14 protein-coding genes are annotated in these 17,679 nt (G+C 63.1%); 2 read left to right on the top strand and 12 right to left on the bottom strand.

Features of this window, described 5'->3' with window-relative positions:
• Positions 1–172: 172 nt before the first annotated feature.
• Positions 173–2,359 carry a KUP/HAK/KT family potassium transporter gene (locus tag V6584_RS06990; RefSeq protein ID WP_340470001.1) on the bottom strand — a complete coding sequence of 729 codons (2,187 nt, stop codon included), beginning with the start codon at positions 2,357–2,359 and terminating at the stop codon, positions 173–175.
• Positions 2,360–2,878: 519 nt separating this feature from the next.
• Positions 2,879–3,835 (bottom strand): TatD family hydrolase, encoded by a 957-nt coding sequence (locus V6584_RS06985; protein ID WP_340469870.1) that lies wholly within the window; start codon positions 3,833–3,835, stop codon positions 2,879–2,881.
• A 174-nt stretch (positions 3,836–4,009) separates the two neighbouring features.
• Between V6584_RS06985 and V6584_RS06980 the strand changes: the two genes are divergently transcribed.
• Positions 4,010–5,104 (top strand): alpha-arabinofuranosidase, encoded by a 1,095-nt coding sequence (locus V6584_RS06980; protein ID WP_340469871.1) that lies wholly within the window; start codon positions 4,010–4,012, stop codon positions 5,102–5,104.
• Between the two features lie 56 nt (positions 5,105–5,160).
• Here V6584_RS06980 and V6584_RS06975 read toward each other — a convergent pair whose 3' ends face one another.
• The 6 genes from V6584_RS06975 to V6584_RS06950 form a co-directional block, all read right to left on the bottom strand.
• Complete coding sequence (locus tag V6584_RS06975) at positions 5,161–5,877, bottom strand: YesL family protein (RefSeq protein ID WP_340469872.1); 717 nt, start codon at positions 5,875–5,877, stop codon at positions 5,161–5,163.
• On the bottom strand, positions 5,874–6,794 hold the full coding sequence (locus V6584_RS06970; RefSeq protein WP_340469873.1) for a family 43 glycosylhydrolase: 921 nt from the start codon (positions 6,792–6,794) through the stop codon (positions 5,874–5,876). The genes V6584_RS06975 and V6584_RS06970 overlap by 4 nt, the downstream gene beginning before the upstream one ends.
• A 278-nt stretch (positions 6,795–7,072) precedes the next feature.
• Positions 7,073–7,225 carry a hypothetical protein gene (locus V6584_RS06965; RefSeq protein ID WP_340469874.1) on the bottom strand — a complete coding sequence of 51 codons (153 nt, stop codon included), beginning with the start codon at positions 7,223–7,225 and terminating at the stop codon, positions 7,073–7,075.
• 207 nt (positions 7,226–7,432) lie between these two features.
• Entirely contained in the window at positions 7,433–8,395 is a 963-nt protein-coding gene (locus V6584_RS06960; protein ID WP_340469875.1) for a carbohydrate ABC transporter permease, read from the bottom strand.
• Between the two features lie 24 nt (positions 8,396–8,419).
• The gene (locus V6584_RS06955; protein WP_340470002.1) at positions 8,420–9,352 is read right to left on the bottom strand and encodes an ABC transporter permease; all 933 of its coding nucleotides are present in this window, start codon (positions 9,350–9,352) and stop codon (positions 8,420–8,422) included.
• 179 nt (positions 9,353–9,531) lie between these two features.
• Positions 9,532–11,013, bottom strand: coding sequence for a type 2 periplasmic-binding domain-containing protein (locus tag V6584_RS06950; protein ID WP_340469876.1), 1,482 nt, complete (start codon positions 11,011–11,013; stop codon positions 9,532–9,534).
• A 515-nt stretch (positions 11,014–11,528) separates the two neighbouring features.
• On the opposite strand from V6584_RS06950, the gene V6584_RS06945 reads away from it, so the two are divergent.
• Positions 11,529–12,590 carry a LacI family DNA-binding transcriptional regulator gene (locus tag V6584_RS06945; RefSeq protein ID WP_340469879.1) on the top strand — a complete coding sequence of 354 codons (1,062 nt, stop codon included), beginning with the start codon at positions 11,529–11,531 and terminating at the stop codon, positions 12,588–12,590.
• On the opposite strand, the gene V6584_RS06940 is transcribed toward V6584_RS06945, so the two are convergent.
• The 4 genes from V6584_RS06940 to V6584_RS06925 form a co-directional block, all read right to left on the bottom strand.
• Complete coding sequence (locus tag V6584_RS06940) at positions 12,583–13,308, bottom strand: hypothetical protein (RefSeq protein ID WP_340469880.1); 726 nt, start codon at positions 13,306–13,308, stop codon at positions 12,583–12,585. The genes V6584_RS06945 and V6584_RS06940 overlap by 8 nt on opposite strands.
• Before the next feature lie 101 nt (positions 13,309–13,409).
• The gene (locus tag V6584_RS06935; RefSeq protein ID WP_340469881.1) at positions 13,410–15,482 is read right to left on the bottom strand and encodes a glycoside hydrolase family 31 protein; all 2,073 of its coding nucleotides are present in this window, start codon (positions 15,480–15,482) and stop codon (positions 13,410–13,412) included.
• A gap of 285 nt (positions 15,483–15,767) precedes the next feature.
• Positions 15,768–16,676, bottom strand: a complete 909-nt coding sequence (locus V6584_RS06930) for a carbohydrate ABC transporter permease (protein WP_340469882.1) — start codon at positions 16,674–16,676, stop codon at positions 15,768–15,770.
• Entirely contained in the window at positions 16,673–17,623 is a 951-nt protein-coding gene (locus V6584_RS06925; RefSeq protein WP_340469883.1) for a carbohydrate ABC transporter permease, read from the bottom strand. The genes V6584_RS06930 and V6584_RS06925 overlap by 4 nt, the downstream gene beginning before the upstream one ends.
• Positions 17,624–17,679 lie beyond the last annotated feature (56 nt).

Genomic DNA, 17,679 nt, shown 5'->3' with positions numbered 1-17,679 from the left:
TCGACCGGCCGCGTGGACGGGCTTGTCATACGGCCCAACACCTCCATTTTATGGCCGTATCCTGATATACCCGGCTTCGACGGGGCCGCAAGCGGCCAGGGCAGAGGCGACGGGGGTGCAAACGCCCGGGCGGGGAGGCGGGGGCCGGACCAGACCGGCCCCTCCACCGTCCTCAGGCCGTCGGATGCTTGGCCTTGGCCCACTTGGACTTCGGCAGGGCAACCCGGGTCAACCTGGGCACGGACCTGGTCGAGACGAAGAGGGGCTGGACCTCGACAATCGGATTGTACGGGGCCAGGCCGAACCACTTGATCGGGGACCCGGCCAGGTGGCGTATGGCGTACTTGACCTTGAGGGACATGGCGCCACGGGAGTCGATCTTGGACTCGGGCATCAGGGCCTTGTGGATCAGGACGTAGGTGATGGTCCCGATCTGGGGGTCTTCGTCCACCTTGGGATAGGTGGACGACTGCTTGGGCAGCTCCCCGCTGTCTATCAGCTCGTGCATGACCTGGTGGAGGTAGGTGGCCACGTTCTGGTCGACCTTGAAGCCCAACTTCATCCGCACGCGGAAGAGGTAGTTGGTCCCGAAGTTCTCCACCGAGTACTCACGGGTGTAAGGGGCGTCGGTGGTCTGGACGGAGACCGCCCACCAGGCCCTGGCCCGCTTTGGATGGTCGGCGAAGATGGAGAAGAAGATGTCCGTGTCCAGACGCCTCATCTCCGCGTCGGAGGTCAGGTAGACCAGGTTGTCGGCGAAGTAGGGGATGCGGAAGTCGTTGTGGAGCATGTCCAGGGCGGGCAGGCACTCCTTGGCCGTCATGTGCCGGCGCTGCGAGCGCTCCACCTTGGTGCCCACATCCCAGGTGTACATGATGTAGAGTATGGCCGCCGTCAGGAGCATGGTGAACCAGCCGCCGTGCATGAACTTGGTCATGGAGGCCAGGAAGAAGAGGGTCTGTATGGCCAGGAAGACCACGGCGAAGATGATGGCCCTCACCCGCTTGTGGTCGTGCCAGATGTATGCGGCCAGGAGGATGGTGGTCGTGATCATGGTGATGGTCAGCGCCAGACCGTATGCGGCCGATATATGCTCGGAATCCTTGAAGATGGCCAGGACGGTCAGGGTGGCCACGCACAGGACCCAGTTGACGGTGGGTATGTAGAGCTGCCCACGGGTCCTGGCCGGGTAGCGCACCTGGAGGTGGGGCATCCAGTTCAAGCCCGTGGCCTCGGAGACCATGGTGAAGGCCCCGGTGATCAGTGCCTGGGAGGCGATCACGCCGGCGGTCACCGAAAGGATGACGGCCACGTAACGCACCGTGGTGGGCATCATCTGGAAGAAGGGGTTCATGTCGGTGGCCGACTTCAGGGAGGGGTTGCCGCTGTTCCGCAGGAGCCAGGCCCCCTGGCCGAAGTAGTTGAAGACCAGGGCCACGTTGATGAAGGGCCAGGTGGCGTAGATGTTCCCCCTGCCCACATGGCCCATGTCGGAGTAAAGGGCCTCGGCGCCCGTCGTCGACAGGAAGACGGTCCCCATGATGGCCAGGCCCACTGGGTTGTGCGGGCTGAAGAGGAATTCCAGACCGTAGAGCGGGTTCAGGGCGGCGAAGACGGACCAGTCGTTGCCGAGGCAGTAGATCCCGATCAGGGCCAGGAAGGCGAACCAGACCATGACCACGCTGCCGAAGACCCTGCCGATCCTCTCCGTCCCCCTGGACTGGACGGCGAAGAGGACGAGGATGATGACGAAGGTGATGACCATGGTCAGATTCCCGTTGGCCTTGAAGACGGGCTCCAGGACGGGTATGGTCTTCAGGCCTTCCACGGCCGAGGAGATGGAGACGGCAGGGGTCAGGACCGAGTCGGCCAGGAAGGCCGCCCCGCCCAGCATGGCCGGGATGGCCAGCCACTTGCCGTACCGTCGCACCAGGGTGTAGAGGGCGAAGATGCCTCCCTCACCCTTGTTGTCGATCCTCATGGCCACCAGGACGTACTTGACGGTCGTGATCAGGGTGATGGACCAGAAGACCAGGGAGAGCATCCCCAGCACAGCCGGGCGGTCCACGTTCTGGATGCCCCCCTGCCCGGCCACGAAGGCCTGCATGGTGTAGAGGGGCGAGGTGCCGATGTCGCCATAGACCACGCCCATGGCCACCACGCACATGGCCAGGCTGACCCGGTCCGGCGAGGCCTGGATCCGCCTCCACCACCGTCCCAGCGGCCCCCGGGCGGGGACCGTCTTGCGTTCGGCCCGCTTTTCGGCCTCCTTGCGGACCCGTTTGAGTTCGGCCTGTTCCTCGGGGGTCCGCGCCTTGAACGAGGTCCTGGGCGCCTTGGTTATGCTCTCCCCCGGCATTATGGAAGCCTTCCGCCTCCCGGCATCCTTGGAGGTCTTGCCCCTTGCGTGTCCATCAGGGGTCGTGGTCCTGGGGTTGGCGGCCGCCCGGCGGGGCTGCCCGGCCTGCCGCGCCGCCGCCTCGGAGCGGGTCCCCTCCGGCCCGGCACCGGCGTTCACATCACGGGCAGGCCCGCCCTGCGCACTGCCGCGGTCGGTCGTACGGGATAAGTGGGCGGCCTGGTCGCCACCATTACCCTCGATGTCATCCTCAGCTGACAACCCATTGTGTTCACCAGCCATACAGCCCTCCAACGGCCAAAGCCACGAATTCTCTCCGCGCCCCCTGAAAGGGACACACGCGACGACTACCGTAGCACCTTTTGGGTCCCCTCGTCCTCACTGCCACGACGGGATTCCGGGCGCGGCCGGCCGCGGACATCGGTCCCGGCCCCATACGGCTCCACGATATCATTCACTTCAGGCCCCCTCGCGGACCGGTAAGCCCTGGGGAAACGAGGGTCTCTGCCCCCCCCCCGGTCAGATTCCGTAAACCCGCTCGGTGGTCCTCCTGGTGGCCCGCGCCACCTCCTGGATGGGGATGTCAAGGGCGTCGGCCATGGCTCTCAGGGTGTAGGGAATCATATAGGGGGCGTTGGTCCTGCCCCGGTAGGGCATGGGGGTGAGGTAGGGCGCGTCGGTCTCGACCATGATGTGGTCCAGCCCCACGATGGCCAGGGAGCGGCGAATCTGTTCGTTCCCCTTGTAGGAGACGGTCCCCGAAAGGCTCAGATACCAACCCTGTTCGGCCACGACCCGTGCCATGGCCTCGTCGCCCGAATAGGAATGGAAGACGGTGAACTCAGGTGCCCCATCGGCCAGGAGGGTCTCGACGACCTCTGCATGGGCGTCCCGGTCATGGATCTGCATGGGCAGGCCCAGCTCCTTGGCCAGGCGGATGTGGTCACGGAAGGCCTGGCGCTGCAGGCCGGCGGAGGCGGCCCCCGTCCTGAACAGGTCCATCCCCGTCTCCCCTATGGCCACCACCTGGTCCGGGAAGGACCTGGCCAGCCTGTCCACCTCGGCCAGGGCGTCTTCGAAGGGGATGTCGTGCCAGGGCCGGTAGTCGAGCGGGAGGCCGTCAGGTCCGGGCGAACCCCTGTGACCGTGCAGGACGGCTTCGTTGGGATGGATGGCCAAGGCCGCATGGACCACGCCGGGATGTTCCAGGGCCAGGTCCACGGCCCTGCGCAGATTGGGCAGTTCACAGCCCACATCGATGGCCCCGGTCACACCGACCGCCCGGGCATCCTCCAACTGCCTGTCCACGTCACGGACCGGGACCGGATCCTGCCCACGGTCCCTGGCCTGTCTGTCCATCTCGGCGGCGAAGGGGACCACCGAGGCCATGTGGGTGTGGTCGTCGACCACCTCCGTCCCTTCGGGCAGGGGCTCCGGAGACGGGGCCCAGCTGCGGTTGCGATGATGCCTGCTCATGCCCACCAGTGTAAAAAGACACCGGTAAAAACGGGATGGCTGCGAGGCCCGGCCCTGAGTCTAGACTTTCCTCAGGGGGTATCAGGCGTGACGGGCGGCCACCAGGCGATAGGGCCCGGCCCGTGCGCGGCCTCGGCTCCCGCATGCGGCACACCCCATCCAGAAAGGCTGACCATGGCCAAGAACATTGCCCTGAATAACCCCTGCGGCCGGACACAGGCCTATCTTTTCGTCCACTTCACCGGTGACGAGGAGTCGGAGACCGACGAGCAGATCTACTTCGCCGTCAGCCGGGACGGCCTGCACTGGCAGGACATCAGGAGACGGGGTGATCCGGTCCTCACCTGGTCGCAGGGGGAGGGGGGCGTCCGCGACCCCTACATCGTCCGCGGGCCGGACGACGCCTTCCACATCCTGGCCACGGACCTGTCGATCTACCACCGGGGAGGATGGCAGGAGGGGATGGCCACCGTGAACGGGTCAACCGGCCTGGTCATATGGGACTCGGACGACCTGATCCATTGGGGGCGGCCCCGCCTGGTCGACGTGGCCCGGGACATACCCGGAGCCGGGATGGCCTGGGCCCCCGAGGCCTGTTGGGATGACGAAGCCCGCCAGTGGATCGTGTTCTGGGCCACGCGGGCACAGAATGCCGACGGCGGCGAAGCAGGGGAAGCCCCGGTCGCCAGGGTGAGGGGATTGGCCAACGAGCTGGGCGACAGGACCAACATGTACTACGCAACCAGCCCTGACCTGGTGACCTTCTCCGCCCCGGTCAAGTGGATCGACCAGTCCTCCGGGGTGATTGACGCGACCATGGTCAAGGCTCCGGACGGCTGGTGGTATCGGGCCTGCAAGGAGGACCAGATCACTTTGGAACGCACCCGCAACCCTTACGCCCCGTCCTGGGAGGTCAGAAGGACCGACGACGACCAGGCCTGGTCATACCTGTCCAGCCTGACCGACCTGTTCGGGAACGGCCGCTACTCTTCGAGATACCTTGAAGGGCCCGAACTCTTCATATACAACGAGGACGACCGTCTGAGCCCCGACGGACGGGACATGCCCTTCGGCCTCATGTGCGATCAATTCGGCGAAGCCCGTGGGTATCTTTCCTTCCGCTCGTCCGACCTCTCCTCCCGTTGCGAGGGGGACTGGGCCCTGGCCGACTACATCGACTTCGGAGGGATGAAGAAGCGCCACGGGGCCATACTGGCCATCACCGACGAAGAATACAAACGGGTCCGGCAACTCCTGACCCGGCAGTGAGCAATCCGGGCAGGCCGGGGACGGACCTCCCGAAAGACGCAGGTCGTGACGGCAGGTCACCGGCCGTCACGGCCAGGTCCCTGTTCGGATTTCCGCCCCCTGCGGGCCCGTCCCCCGCCCAGGGCCCTGTCTGGCTCCAGGTCGTGCACATCCATGCCCGGCAGCCTGCCCCATGAGTAAACGGCCGCCATATCCGCGAACAGGGGGACCGCCAGGCCGAAGGCCACCATGAGACCGGGCCAGGTGTAGTAGGCCCAGACCGTGATCATGAAGAGGGCCAGGATCATCAGGGAACACCAGGGACGGACGATGACCATGACCAGGGAGTTCTTGACCACCCAGAAAGGCCCCTCATCGAAGTTGGATCTCACCGCCCAGCTCAGGAAGACGAAGAGGCCGTATACCAGGTTGATCACAAGCAGAAGGCCGCTGACGGCCACGCCTAGATGCCCCATGTCGTTGGTCATGGTCAGCCAGTATTCCCAGACCAGGAGGCCCCAGAGCAGGAACTGCGGCCATCCGAAGAGGTTGGCTCCCGCGAGCTCATCCTTCCAAGCCCGATGAAAGGTGGTCCAGGTTCTTTTGACGGTCCATGACCGGTCGCCGATGTCGAGCAGCCAGGTGCGGAAGGTGGAGCAGGCGGCCGCCACCGAGGGGAAGAAACCGGCCAGGACGAGCCCCAGGAGGGTGTGGGCGAGAAAGGCCACATGGACGACGAAGACCATGAGGATGATTCTGCACACGAACTCGTAACCGACCGCAAACCGCTTCATCGCTGCCTTTCCCCGGCATCCCACCGTCGACGCCAGAGGAGACGGGCCCTGTCCCCCTCCAGCACCAGGGGGAGGGCGACCAGGGGGGAGTCACCCAAGGCGTCCGGTCTCCAACGATCTCCAATATACAGGTAGACGGAGGCATCGTTCCACCCGCCGCCCAGGGGGACGATGGCGTCGCACTGGGATCCATAGGTCCCGGAACCGAGTGGCGCCAAGGGCTTCCACGGGCTCCAGGGTCCGTGTAGGTCCCTTGCCGTGGAATACATGTTGTCGTTGCACTCCCACCCGGTAAGGTGGGAACCGAACCAGTAGTAGGTGTCTCCCCTCCTGACCAGGATCGGGGATTCATAACCGTACCGGTAGTCCCGGCCCTTGAGGCAGACCACATCCTCCACCAGGCTCAGGTAATCCTCGGAGAGGCGGTAGATGTGCGTCCCCCTCTCACGGTCCTCTGAAAGGATGTAGCCGGTCCCGTCCCTGTCCTGGAATGCATAGATGTCCCTGCTGGGATTGGTGCCGAACCGCATGGTCTGCAAGGGGACGAAGGGGCCCGTGGGTACGGGTGAGACGGCTGTGCCCAGATGAGCGTATGAATAATCCCCGGACCCCTCCACATGGATGTACATGACGTAAAGCCCGGTGGCCGGACACCTGAGGACCCTTGGCCGTTCAATCACCCTGTCCGGTCCCGTCATCTCCCCGGGCCGGCCTACAGGAAGGGCCATTCCCAGATCCTCCCAGTCAACGAAGTCTGAAGTGGCGTAGAGAGCCACCCCCTGGAAGGTGGGACCCTGACGCTTGACCTCTCCGTAGGCCAGCCACCTGTCTCCATCGTGCAGGAGACCGACGGCGTGGAGCTGTGCGGCGGAACCATCCCGCCCTCTGACCAAGCGGACACTATCGATCATCGGCATGGGGCCACCTTCCTGCGGCTGGACCGCACTCATATTCCCCTATCCGGCGATGTCCCGCCGGAAGGAAGTCGGACCCGGCCGAGGGGTCGACCAGGCCGTCCAAATCGGCACGGTGCCGCCCCAGACGAATTCCTGATGCATCAATACGGACCTCGTGGATCAGGCCCCGCGGCCACATCCTGCGGCCCAGGGCATCCCTCCTGGTCATATTGGCGCACATGAGCAGGAGGGTCCTGCCTTCCAAGTCTTCAAATACCATGGCATGACCAGCATCCCGATCATCCAGGACCCCCCTTCTGCTCCCATGGTCCTTCCACCTCTCCGGTGGGACTGACCGCCTGGGTCAGGGCATAGGAACCCATCCGGTATGAGGTCCACAGGCAGATCAGGGACCCGTCCGGGGCGTGAACCAGGAAGGGACCGTCAGCCACATACCCTTTTCCGGATGCCCCCTGAGACCAGGCGCTACACGCGCGTATGCAGAGAAGTCCCCCATCCATCCGCCGGCAGGCGCATCACCGTCTTTTCGGTGCCAGGATGCCTGGCTGGCATACCACAGACGGACCGGGCGGCCTGCAGGACGCGAGATGTCCCCCGGTCCAGTCTCACGGCTTCCATGCGGTCGACGGACCGGCCCTTCATCCCTTGACGGCCCCGATCATGACCCCCTTGTTGAAGTACTTCTGCAGGAAGGGGTAGATGACCAGGAGGGGAAGGGTGGAGACGATGATGACCCCGTACTTGATCTGGTCGGCAAGCTGCTGCTGCTGCAGGACGTTCTGTCCACCGTTCCCGGTGCCCATCTGGTTGGTCTGATTGGCCAGGAGTATGGACTGAAGCACATTCTGCAAGGGTTCCTTGGCTTCATCTCGAATGTAAATCAGGCCGGTGAAGTAGTCGTTCCAATGTCCCACGAAATAGTAGAGGCCGATCACTGCGATGATGGCCGAGCTCAGTGGAATGACGATTCTCATGAAGTAGCCGAAATAGTCCAGACCGTCGATCCTGGCCGCGTCATGGAGGTCCTCGGGTATGGAGGTCTCGAAGAAAGAGCGGGCGATGATCAGGTTCCACACGCTTAGGGCACCGGGAAGGATGAAGACCCACCTGTCGTTCAGGAGCCCCAGTTGTTTGTACAGGAGGTAGTTGGGAATCAGACCGCCGGCGAAGTACATGGTGAAGGTGAACAGGAAGAGGAGGACCCTTCGGGGTTTGAACTCCACACGGGAGAGTGCAAAGGCGGCGGGCATGGTGACCACCAGGTTGAGGATCGTGCCCACCACCGCGTACAGGACCGTGTTCTCATAACCGGTCCAGACCCTGGCGTCCTGGAAGACCCTCTGGTAACCCGCCAGGGTGAAGCCCACGGGCCACAGGTTCACCTTCCCGGAGGAGACGGCAGCCTGGTTGGACAGCGAAGCCACGACGATGAACCAGAGGGGATAGATGACCACCAGGAGGAGGACCACCAGAAGGAGGGCGATGACCAGGTCCACGGCCAGGTCGCCGGCGCTCCTGTGCTGGCGGGTGTGCCTGTTCCATGGGATGCGGGAGCCCCTGGTCTTGGATGCCGGGGCGGCGGGGACGGCTGTCTTGTTCATGATCGTGATCCTTGTCCTTCCCATTCAGAAGATGCTGGTGTCGGTGACCCGTTTGGATATCCAGTTGGCGGCCACCAGGAAGGCGAAGTTGATGACCGTGTTGAACAGGCCGATAGCCGTCCCGTAACTGAACTGGAAGGATTGGATGCCGATTTTGAAGGTGTAGGTCGATATGACCTCGGACCCGGGAAGGTTCATGGCGTTCTGCATGAGCCATACCTTTTCGAAGCCGACCGAAAGCACCGAACCCATGTTCATGATCAGGAGGACCACACAGGTGGGCATGATGGTGGGCAGGTCCACATAGCGGATCAGCTGGAGGCGGCCCGCACCGTCCATCTTGGCCGCCTCATAGAGGCTCAGATCGACCGAGCTCAATGCGGCAAGGTAGATGATGGCGTTCCACCCGCAGTGCTGCCAGACCTCGCTGATCCAGTAGATCGGGGCAACCGCATCCGGGTTGTCCAGGACGTTGGTCTTCCCGAGGAAGCGGCCGATGAGCCCCGTTCCCGGCGTCAGGAAGATGTTCAACATGGCCACGATCACCACGGTGGAGATGAAGTGGGGCATGTAAGTGATCGTCTGGGCGAACCCCTTGACCTTCTGCGATCCGATCTGGTTGATCAAGAGGGCCAGGATGATGGGGGCGATGAAGCCCAGCACCAGGGTCCCCAGGCTGATCTTGAAGGTGTTGAGCATGGTCGACCCAAAGAGGGGGGATTCGAAGAACTGCCTGAAGTACTGGAAGCCCACCCACTTGCCCCCGGTCAGCCCCTTGGCCGGGACGAAGTCCCGGAAGGCCAGCTGGATGCCGTACATGGGCACGTATGCGAACACGAAGGTGAAGGCCAGGGCGGGCAGGGCCATGAGCCACAGCTGCCAGTAGCGTCTGAAATGCCAAGCCAACCTGACATGCAGGGGCCAGGCCTTCCTGACCGCGTCATTGTCGGGCACCACCCGGTTCCGCTCCGTCGGAACGGCTCCGAGGGGGGCCGCCGACCGGAGGGGGCTCACAGGTGGGTCCTGCACTCCCCCGACACCCACAGGGGTTCTGTCCTCACGCACATCCGTCTCCTTGCAAGTAGGGACCGGCCGACCGGGGCGACCGCCCCAGCCGGCCCATGACCGATGTCTTGTTACTTGACGGCCTTGGAATAGGCCTTCTGCCAGATCTCCGTGTTCTGGTCGATCTTGTACTTCTTGAGATTGGACTGGAAGTCCTGCCAGGCTCCGTCGTCCTGGACTCCCCCCTTGGCCAACCAGTTGGAGACCACCGGGACGGCGTAGTTGAACAGGGCCGTGTTGTTGTTGGCAACGGTGTTCTGGTCGGCCTCGCTGATGCGCACGTAGATGGGCATCATGTCCTTCTCGTGGTCATAGTTCTTGTACTGCTTTTCATAGGCCTTGTCCACGGCGGCCACGTGGTCCATGCCACGGTCCCCCTGGACGGTCACATCGTCGGGGATCCAGCCGGCAAGTCTGTCCTCGAATGCCGGCACCTTGGCGGAATCCTGGGCCTGGTGGAACTTGTCGGTCACCCTGTAGGAGTGCTCCCCCGTCTTCTCCACGTACTTGTCGGTGAAGGACCCATAGAGCTGCTGGATGGAGTATTTCTCCGAGTAGAGGAGGTTGATGACCTTGAGGGCGGCATCCTTGTTTGTTGCGTTGGCTGACATGGCCATGTGGTAGTCCTCGAACCTGTTGGCCTCCCTGGACCCGTCCCAGACGGTCTTGTCGGCAGGCACGCCGTCGGCCGACGGCACCGGAATGCTTTCATACTGCTCGGCCAGGGGGGATCCGTAGGAGCCGAAGGCCGACTCGTCCCAGCCGAATACCATGCCCACCTGCGCGATTTTCCCGTCGGACTGGTTGCGGGCGTTGTACTTGTCGTCCTTGGCGGTGACCCAGTCCGAAGGGGCCCACCCCTTCTCCACCATCTCCCGGTAGAAGGCTATGACCTTGCGGAACTCATCGGTCTGCATCCAGTTGCCGACCTTGCCGTCTTTGAGGTAAATCCCCTGTTGGGAGGGACCCGAATTGAAATGCGTGACAATGCCGGTGGCGTTCATCATCAGGAAGGGGCTCCACCAGTCGCCGATTTTGCCGGTACCCAGTTCGCGCGGGTTGAAGGCGATTTCATCGGCCTTCCCGTTGCCATTGGGATCGCGGGTCTTGAAGGCCTCCATGACCTTGCGCATCTCATCCCAGGTGGTGGGTGCCTTGAGCCCCAGCTTTTCAAGCCAGGTCTTGTTGATCATCAGATGCTGGCCGGAAGCCAGGAAACCCTTGGTCCGGCTGGAGGGCAGGACTCTGACCTTGCCATCGACCGAAACGAATTTTTTGGCTGTGGGCTGCTCCTGGAAGAACTTGCTGACGTTAGGCAGCTTGTCCATGTCCTGGCCCAACTCCTCGAAGGCCGATGAATTGCGGACAGCGTCGTCCGGATTGAAGGCCCTGATGTTGAGGTCGTCTATCTCGCCGGCGGCCAGGGAGGCGTTCTTCTGCTGACCCCAGGCATCGTCGCTGACCTCGTGCCACTGGATGGCACAGCCGCAGTCCTTGGCCAACTCCTTGGCCCAGGTCATATCGGCTATCTTGGTTTGGTTGGAATTCTTCACCACCAGTATCTTGACGATCGGACGGCCCTGATCATCGGTGGAGGATCCCCCCCCCCGCAACCCGCGAGCGCACCCATAGTGGCCAAGGCGGCCACCAGAGCCGCCACCTTCACGCGTGTGACTTTGGTTGTCATCATCCGTTCCCTCCTGGGTCCTGGCCCCCTCGGGCCACCCCGGCAGACGGAGCGGGTCGATCACGGCCCAGGCTGCTCTGCCTTGTTCGCATACTTCCTTGCATACTTCACGGTGTGATACCTGCTGCCATTCCCCATGAATCGCAACGATTCGATTATCTGACTCAAAGTCTCGTCTTGTCAAATCAGCATGTCATGATTCTTGTGGGAATATCAGCACAGAGTTGTTGAATATATCCGCTGCAACGATTCGATATTCCGTCCACGTATCCAGGCAGTCTGTACGCTGAGGAGGGGGTCGTCGGCGCCCCCTGCCCGGTGTGGGAAACCGCAGGATCGGACGCTCGAGCCGGACACTGACCTTTGAAGGAGTCTGATTTCATGGTGACGCTGAGAGAGGTGGCCCAGGCCGCCGGCGTATCCCCCTCTACCGCCTCCGCCGCCCTGCGGGGGATGGACATCGTCAAACCGCAGACACGGAAGAAGGTGACCCAGGCGGCTGAACGCCTGCACTACCGGGCCAACCTGCCGGCCAGGGCCTTGAGGTCAGGGCGCTCGGGGATTTTCACCCTCATCGTGCCGGATTTGGAGAACGCCTTCTATGCCCGCCTGGCCAACTCCCTGGCCACCGAGCTGGACAACCGTGACCTGAGGCTGATCATTCAGGTCAGTCAGTTCAATAAGGACAAGGAACTCAGCCAAGTCAGCGAGCTGACCTCCTCCATGTGCGACGGTCTTTTCATCTGTTCCACACACAACAGCGGCAGGGAGATAGGCCGGGTCAGCCATGGCCTGCCCGTCCTCCTCTTCGACGATATGAGCACCCAGGAGAACACCTGCTTCGATTCCATCGAGACCCCAAGCAGGGAAGGAATCGGAGCGGCCATACGCCACCTCTACGACTGCGGCAGGCGCAGGATCGGCATCGTCGGGGGATTTCCGCCCTCCAACCGGACCCCGCCCACCCTGGGGGTCACCCTCAGAGAGAACCGATACAAGCAGGCACTGGCTACCTTGGACCAGCTGGGGCTGGACTCGGGACAGGCCCTTGTCCCCTCGGACTGGACCACTCGGGAGGGCAGATTAACGGCCCACCATCTGGTGGAAGACGGCTTGGGCTTCGATGCCCTGTGCTGCATGAACGATTCTCTGGCCCTGGGGATATTGAGGGGGCTGGCCGAATGCGGCATACAGGTGCCTGGCCAGGTGGCGGTAACCGGTTTCGACGGCATCGCCCCGGGGGGCTACATCACACCGACCCTGACCACAGTCGCCGTCGACTTCACCAGCATGGCCGTAATGGCGGTCTCTATGATGGAGGATCAATTGGGCGGGCGGGGGAGGCAGAGCAGACCCATGCCCCGCCGGATCATCGTGGGTTACCGCTTGCTCAAGAGGGAGTCGACGGTGGGAAGGTCCGCCGCCGGCCCCGACATCATCTGAAGTCCAGATAATCGATGAATTGCCCGACATAGGCTTTGGAATCTGCCACGTTGCTCAATCCGAGTATGGCATCGGAAGGCAGGCCGGGCCTGCCGGACCAGACGGCTGACCTGGACAGGTCCAAGCCCACGGCCCGGTGCAGGTCTTTGGTGGGCCGCCCCTGGTCGTCCGTCAGGATTCCCTTGTCGGCCAACGCCTTCAGTCTGTCTGCCTTGACCCCCTGATCGGCCTTGGCCACATACCCCCGCTTGCACAGGGTCGGGTAGAGGGAGCGCCGGGCCACGACCATGTTGATCTCCCCGGCCGTCACCTGGGCCAGGGCCTTGACCGAGTCGTCATAGCCGTTGTCGTTGAGAGTCAGGGTGGCCCCGATGTCGACCAGTCGGGCGTCGTCCAGTTTCCTGTCCTTGACGAAGCCCTCTTTGATTTCGTCCAGCTGACCGGCACTGGCGCTCATGTTGAAGGCCTGGACGGACAGGACCGGGTCCGGGGGCTTGTTCAGACGGGTGACCACCAGGCTGATCACGACCGCCAGGAGGATGACGATGGCCGCCACCCCGGGCAGGAAGTGCTGGGCGAAATAGGGCCATCTCTTCCCCTCCGGGAGTTGACGGAAGGTGGTCCATTTGGATTGCTTGGCGTATGTATTGGTCTGCGCCAGGGAATCAAGGGCCTCTTCCTGATCTTGGTTGAGGCCATACCGTTCGCCCTGTTCCACACCCCGTCCTTTCATCGACCACGGGCGGTCCCGGAGGATGCCCGGGGGAGGGCGCGGAATCCCATGCCCTCCCCTCTGACTCCAGTCAGTCTAGACCCTGCTCAGATCATCCCGGCCAGCCCGTGGTCCCTGCCGTTCCTGGCGAAGAGGGGGATCACGTCCACCGGGCAGTCGGCCTCGACCCGGCTGCCTCCCGGATGGACCCTGCCCGTGTGAAGGTCCGTCCAGTTGACATCGGCGTCGCCAGGCAGGTAGACCGACCTGGTCTCAAGCCCGGCCGCGGTGACGGGGGCGACCAGGAGGTCGGGGCCGAACATGTACTCATCGCTGATGTCGGTGGCCTCCCGGTCCTGGGGGAACTCGTAGAAGAGACCCCGGACCAGTGGGTCCCCGGACTCATGAGCCTCCTGGAAGAGCTGGCGCAGGTAGGGACGCATGGCCTCACGCACCGCTATGTACTTGCGGAAGACCCCCTCCACCTGTTCGCCATAGGTCCATGGCTCGTTGGGCGCGCCAGAGGGCAGACGCCAACTGCCATCCTTGGCCTGGATGGACTCCCTGGTCGACCCGTCCGCCTGCTTGCGGGCCCGGTCCCCATGGTTGCGCATGACCGGTGAGAAGCAGGAGAAGGCGCACCAACGCATGAGGAGTTCCTTGAAGGCCGGGGAATCGACATCCCCGTCATGGAACCCGCCCATGTCGGTCGTGAACCAGGGGATTCCGGCCATGCCCATATGGATTGCACAGGTGATCTGGTGGCGGAAGTCATCGAAGGTGGACCCCACGTCCCCCGACCAGACAAGGGAGGCGTAACGTTGGGACCCGACCCAGGCGCAACGGGTGAGGTTGACGATGTCGCCCTCGCGCCCCTCGGCCACCTGGCCCTCGTAGAAGCCCTTGTTGTAGGCCACGGGATAGATGTTCCCGATGACCTCGTTGGGCCCCTCGTAGTAACGGTAGTCGGCGAAATCGTAGGTGCCGTATTCCGGTTCGGCCTCGTCCAGCCAGAAGGCGTCCACCCCCAGGTCCGTGTAGTGCTTCTTGCATTGCTCCCAGACGAAACGACGGGCCTCGGGGTTGGTGGCGTCATAGAACTGGTTGGGTTCCACGAACATCATGCCCAGGTCGATCCCGTGCTCCGCGTTCACCAGTAGGTTGTTGGCATGCATGGCCGGGTAGTTCTCGGACTTGAGGGACACCTGCGGCCACACTGAGACCATGACCTTGATGCCCATGGAATGCAGTTCGTCGCACATGGCCTTGGGGTCCGGCCAGAACTCGTCTTCGAAGCGGTAGTCCCCCATGTGGGGCCAGTGGAAGAAGTCGATGACGATCACGTCCAGCGGGATGCCCCGACGGCGGAACTCATGGGCCACATCCAACACCTGCTGCTGGTTCCAGTACCGCAGCTTGCACTGCCAGAAGCCCAACCCCCACTCCGGCATGACCGGGGCGTGACCGGTTGCATCGGCATACCGGTGCATGATCGCCGCCGGACTCTTGCCGGCGGTGACCCAGTAATCGATCTGGGGGGTGGACTGTGCCTGCCACTGGGTGCGGTTCCTGGCGAAGGAGACGGATCCGATGGCGGGGTTGTTCCACAGGAAGCCGTAACCTACGCTGGAGACGACGAAGGGGATGGAGGCCTGTGAGTTGCGGTGGGCCAGTTCGAAGGTGCACCCCTTGAGGTTCATATAGTCCTGCTGATACTCCCCCATCCCGTAGAGGCGCTCGTCCTCCGGGGAGACGAAGGAGGCGGTGGCCGACATGGCCCCGCCGCCCACGGGGTGGTATTCGCGGGCCTTCAAGGCCAGGGATCCCCCTGTGGGAAGCTCCTCCAGGAGGACCCTGCCCCCGGCATCGGAGAAGCTCAGGGAGCAGTGGCTCTCCATCCCGCCGGCCCCCGCGTTGTACCACTCCTGCAGGGTGAGGGTGACGGTGATTCCACCGTTGGTCAGAACGGCCCGGGAGCCGTCCTCGTTCACCTTGGTCTCCGCCCTCCCCTTGGAGGGGATCCGGTCCAGGGGCAGCAGCCCCCACCCGTTGTCCGTCAGCCTGTGGTTCCGGCTGGCCCGGACACGGACGCTGTCGTCCCCCCAGGCTTCGACCCTGAGGTCCTCGCCGCACCCCTTCCAACTGATGGCATTGTCTTCGATCACGAATTGAGATAGCACGGATCGCCCACCTTCCCGGGGAGTCCTTCCTCCCCCGCTGTGCAGGGACTTGGACCGCCCCTGAGGGAACAACCGGGTCCATCCCCGTCGCCGTAGCCCTGCCCCGCCTGATATTGTACGATCATTTGAAATACTAGCAGGAGACTCCCCGCGCAACCCGCCGGCACCTGCCCATGCCGCATGATGAAAAGGGGCCGGCGGGACGAATCCCGCCGGCCCCTTCCTGAGGGCAACCAGTGAATGGAGCCTGCCAGGCCCCACACCCCTGTCGCCCCTTGGACTGACTTACTTGATGCCCGTCATGGCTATTCCCTGGACGAAGCTCTTCTGGATGAAGAAGAAGATGATCAGCAGGGGGAGGGCAGAGATCAGGGCGCCCGCCATGACCACCCCGTATGGGGTCACCGAGGAGCCATGGCCGGTCAGCATGGCCAGCCCGGCCGTGATGGTCCTGGTCTCCGGGCGGCTGGTCATGATCAGGGGCCACAGGAGGTCGTTCCAGTTGCCCATGAAGTTGAACATGGTCACCACCAGGACCGAGGACTTGGCGTTGGGCAGGATGATCTGCAGGAAGATGCGGAACTCGCCCGCCCCGTCGATCCGGGCGGCGTTATCCAGGTCCTTCGGCAGGGAGATGAAGAACTGCCTCAGGAGGAAGATGCCTCCCACATCGGCCATACGGGGGATGATGATGCCCCAGTAGGTGTTCACCAGGCCCATGCTGGCCAGGAGCTTGTAGACCGGGATCAGAAGGGCCATGCCGGGGATCATCATCGTGGCGATGAGGATGCCCAGGAGCAGCCCCCTGCCCTTGAAGTCGATCCTGGACAGGCCGTAGGCGGCCAGGGAATCGAAGAAGACCGAGAAGACCGTCACGGCCCCGGCGAAGATCACCGTGTTGAGCAACTGCTTGCCGATGGGCATCCTCTGGAAGAGGGAGGTGTAGTTGTCGAAGGTGAACGACTCGGGGATGACCTTGGGCGGCCAGGTCTGGGTCAGCTTGTTGGGGGTGAAGGAGGTGATCAGGACGATCAGGAGGGGGAAGATGATGATGATGGTCATCGCGATCAGCAGGATGTAGGTGAGGATCCTGGCGATCATATGCCTGGTGCGGGCCCTCCTCAGCATCTTCTGGTGCTCCTGGTCCTCCCTGGACGGTCTGCCTGTCATTGCGGCGGAAGTCGCGCTGCTCATCCGATTTCCTCCTTCTCATGCTTGTTGTTCCATACCAGCTGGATGACGCCGATGATCAGCGTCATGATCAGCAGGACGTAGGACAGTGCCGAGGCATATCCCATCTTGCCGTTGCCGAAGGCCTCCGTGTAGATGCGGTAGACGATGGTCTCGGTCGCCCGGTCCGGGCCGCCGGAAGTCAGGATGAAGACCTGGTCGAAGACCTGGAAGGAACCTATCAGGCCGAATATGACCACGTAGTTGAAGGTGGGCAGGAGGCCCGGCAGGGTGATGTGGACGAAGCGCTGCCAGGCGTTGGCCCCGTCAAGGGAGGCCGCCTCGTAGAGGTCGGGGTTGATGCCCTGCAGGCCGGCCAGGAAGATGACCATGAAGTAGCCGAAGTTCTTCCAGACCGTGATCAGGATGATCGTGGCCAGTGCCGTCGACTTGCTGCCCAGGAGGTCCATGTGCTGCACACCGAAGAACTTCTTGGCCCAGTAGGGAATGAGACCCAGGGAGGGCGACAGGAGGAAGCTCCAGGCGATCGAAGCCACGGTCAGCGAGATGATGTAGGGCATGAAGAGGCAGGTGCGGAAGAATCCGACCCCCTTGATGTCCTTGCGGTTCAGCAGCATGGCGAATGCCAGGGCCACTATGACGACAAGCGGGGCATAGACCACCGCATAGACGACGGTGTTGCGGAAATCAGTCCAGAAGTCTGCGTTGGTGAAGAGCTCGACGTAGTTGTGCAGGCCGACGAAATGCCCCTTGCGGTTGATCCGGTCGGTCGTCAGCGATGTGAATAGGGTCTTCACCGTCGGGTAGAAGACGAAGATCGACAGGACGATCAGGGCGGGGGCCACGAAGCCCAGGCCTATTCGTATGTTGCGCCGTGACAGGGTCTTCTTGTTTTCCTTGATCTCCTGACCGGGGCCCTGCGCGGCGGGAATCTCAGTGGTAGCGGACATAAGTACTCCAAAGTGCCCCCGGAATGTCACCCGGGTGGCGGTTCAGCCGCGGACGG

The sequence above is a fragment of the Bifidobacterium favimelis genome, from assembly GCF_037963085.1.
In the GTDB taxonomy this organism is placed as follows: Bacteria; Actinomycetota; Actinomycetes; order Actinomycetales; family Bifidobacteriaceae; genus Bombiscardovia; species Bombiscardovia favimelis.
Note: the sequence above shows the minus strand (reverse complement) of the source record. Positions and strands in the feature narration are given on the sequence as shown.

Coding starts and splice junctions, on each gene's coding strand:
- V6584_RS06990 (WP_340470001.1), bottom strand. CDS start 2,359: ATGCCGGGGGAGAGCATAACCAAGGCGCCCAGGACCTCGTTCAAGGCG.
- V6584_RS06985 (WP_340469870.1), bottom strand. CDS start 3,835: ATGAGCAGGCATCATCGCAACCGCAGCTGGGCCCCGTCTCCGGAGCCC.
- V6584_RS06980 (WP_340469871.1), top strand. CDS start 4,010: ATGGCCAAGAACATTGCCCTGAATAACCCCTGCGGCCGGACACAGGCC.
- V6584_RS06975 (WP_340469872.1), bottom strand. CDS start 5,877: ATGAAGCGGTTTGCGGTCGGTTACGAGTTCGTGTGCAGAATCATCCTC.
- V6584_RS06970 (WP_340469873.1), bottom strand. CDS start 6,794: ATGCCGATGATCGATAGTGTCCGCTTGGTCAGAGGGCGGGATGGTTCC.
- V6584_RS06960 (WP_340469875.1), bottom strand. CDS start 8,395: ATGAACAAGACAGCCGTCCCCGCCGCCCCGGCATCCAAGACCAGGGGC.
- V6584_RS06945 (WP_340469879.1), top strand. CDS start 11,529: ATGGTGACGCTGAGAGAGGTGGCCCAGGCCGCCGGCGTATCCCCCTCT.
- V6584_RS06930 (WP_340469882.1), bottom strand. CDS start 16,676: ATGAGCAGCGCGACTTCCGCCGCAATGACAGGCAGACCGTCCAGGGAG.
- V6584_RS06925 (WP_340469883.1), bottom strand. CDS start 17,623: ATGTCCGCTACCACTGAGATTCCCGCCGCGCAGGGCCCCGGTCAGGAG.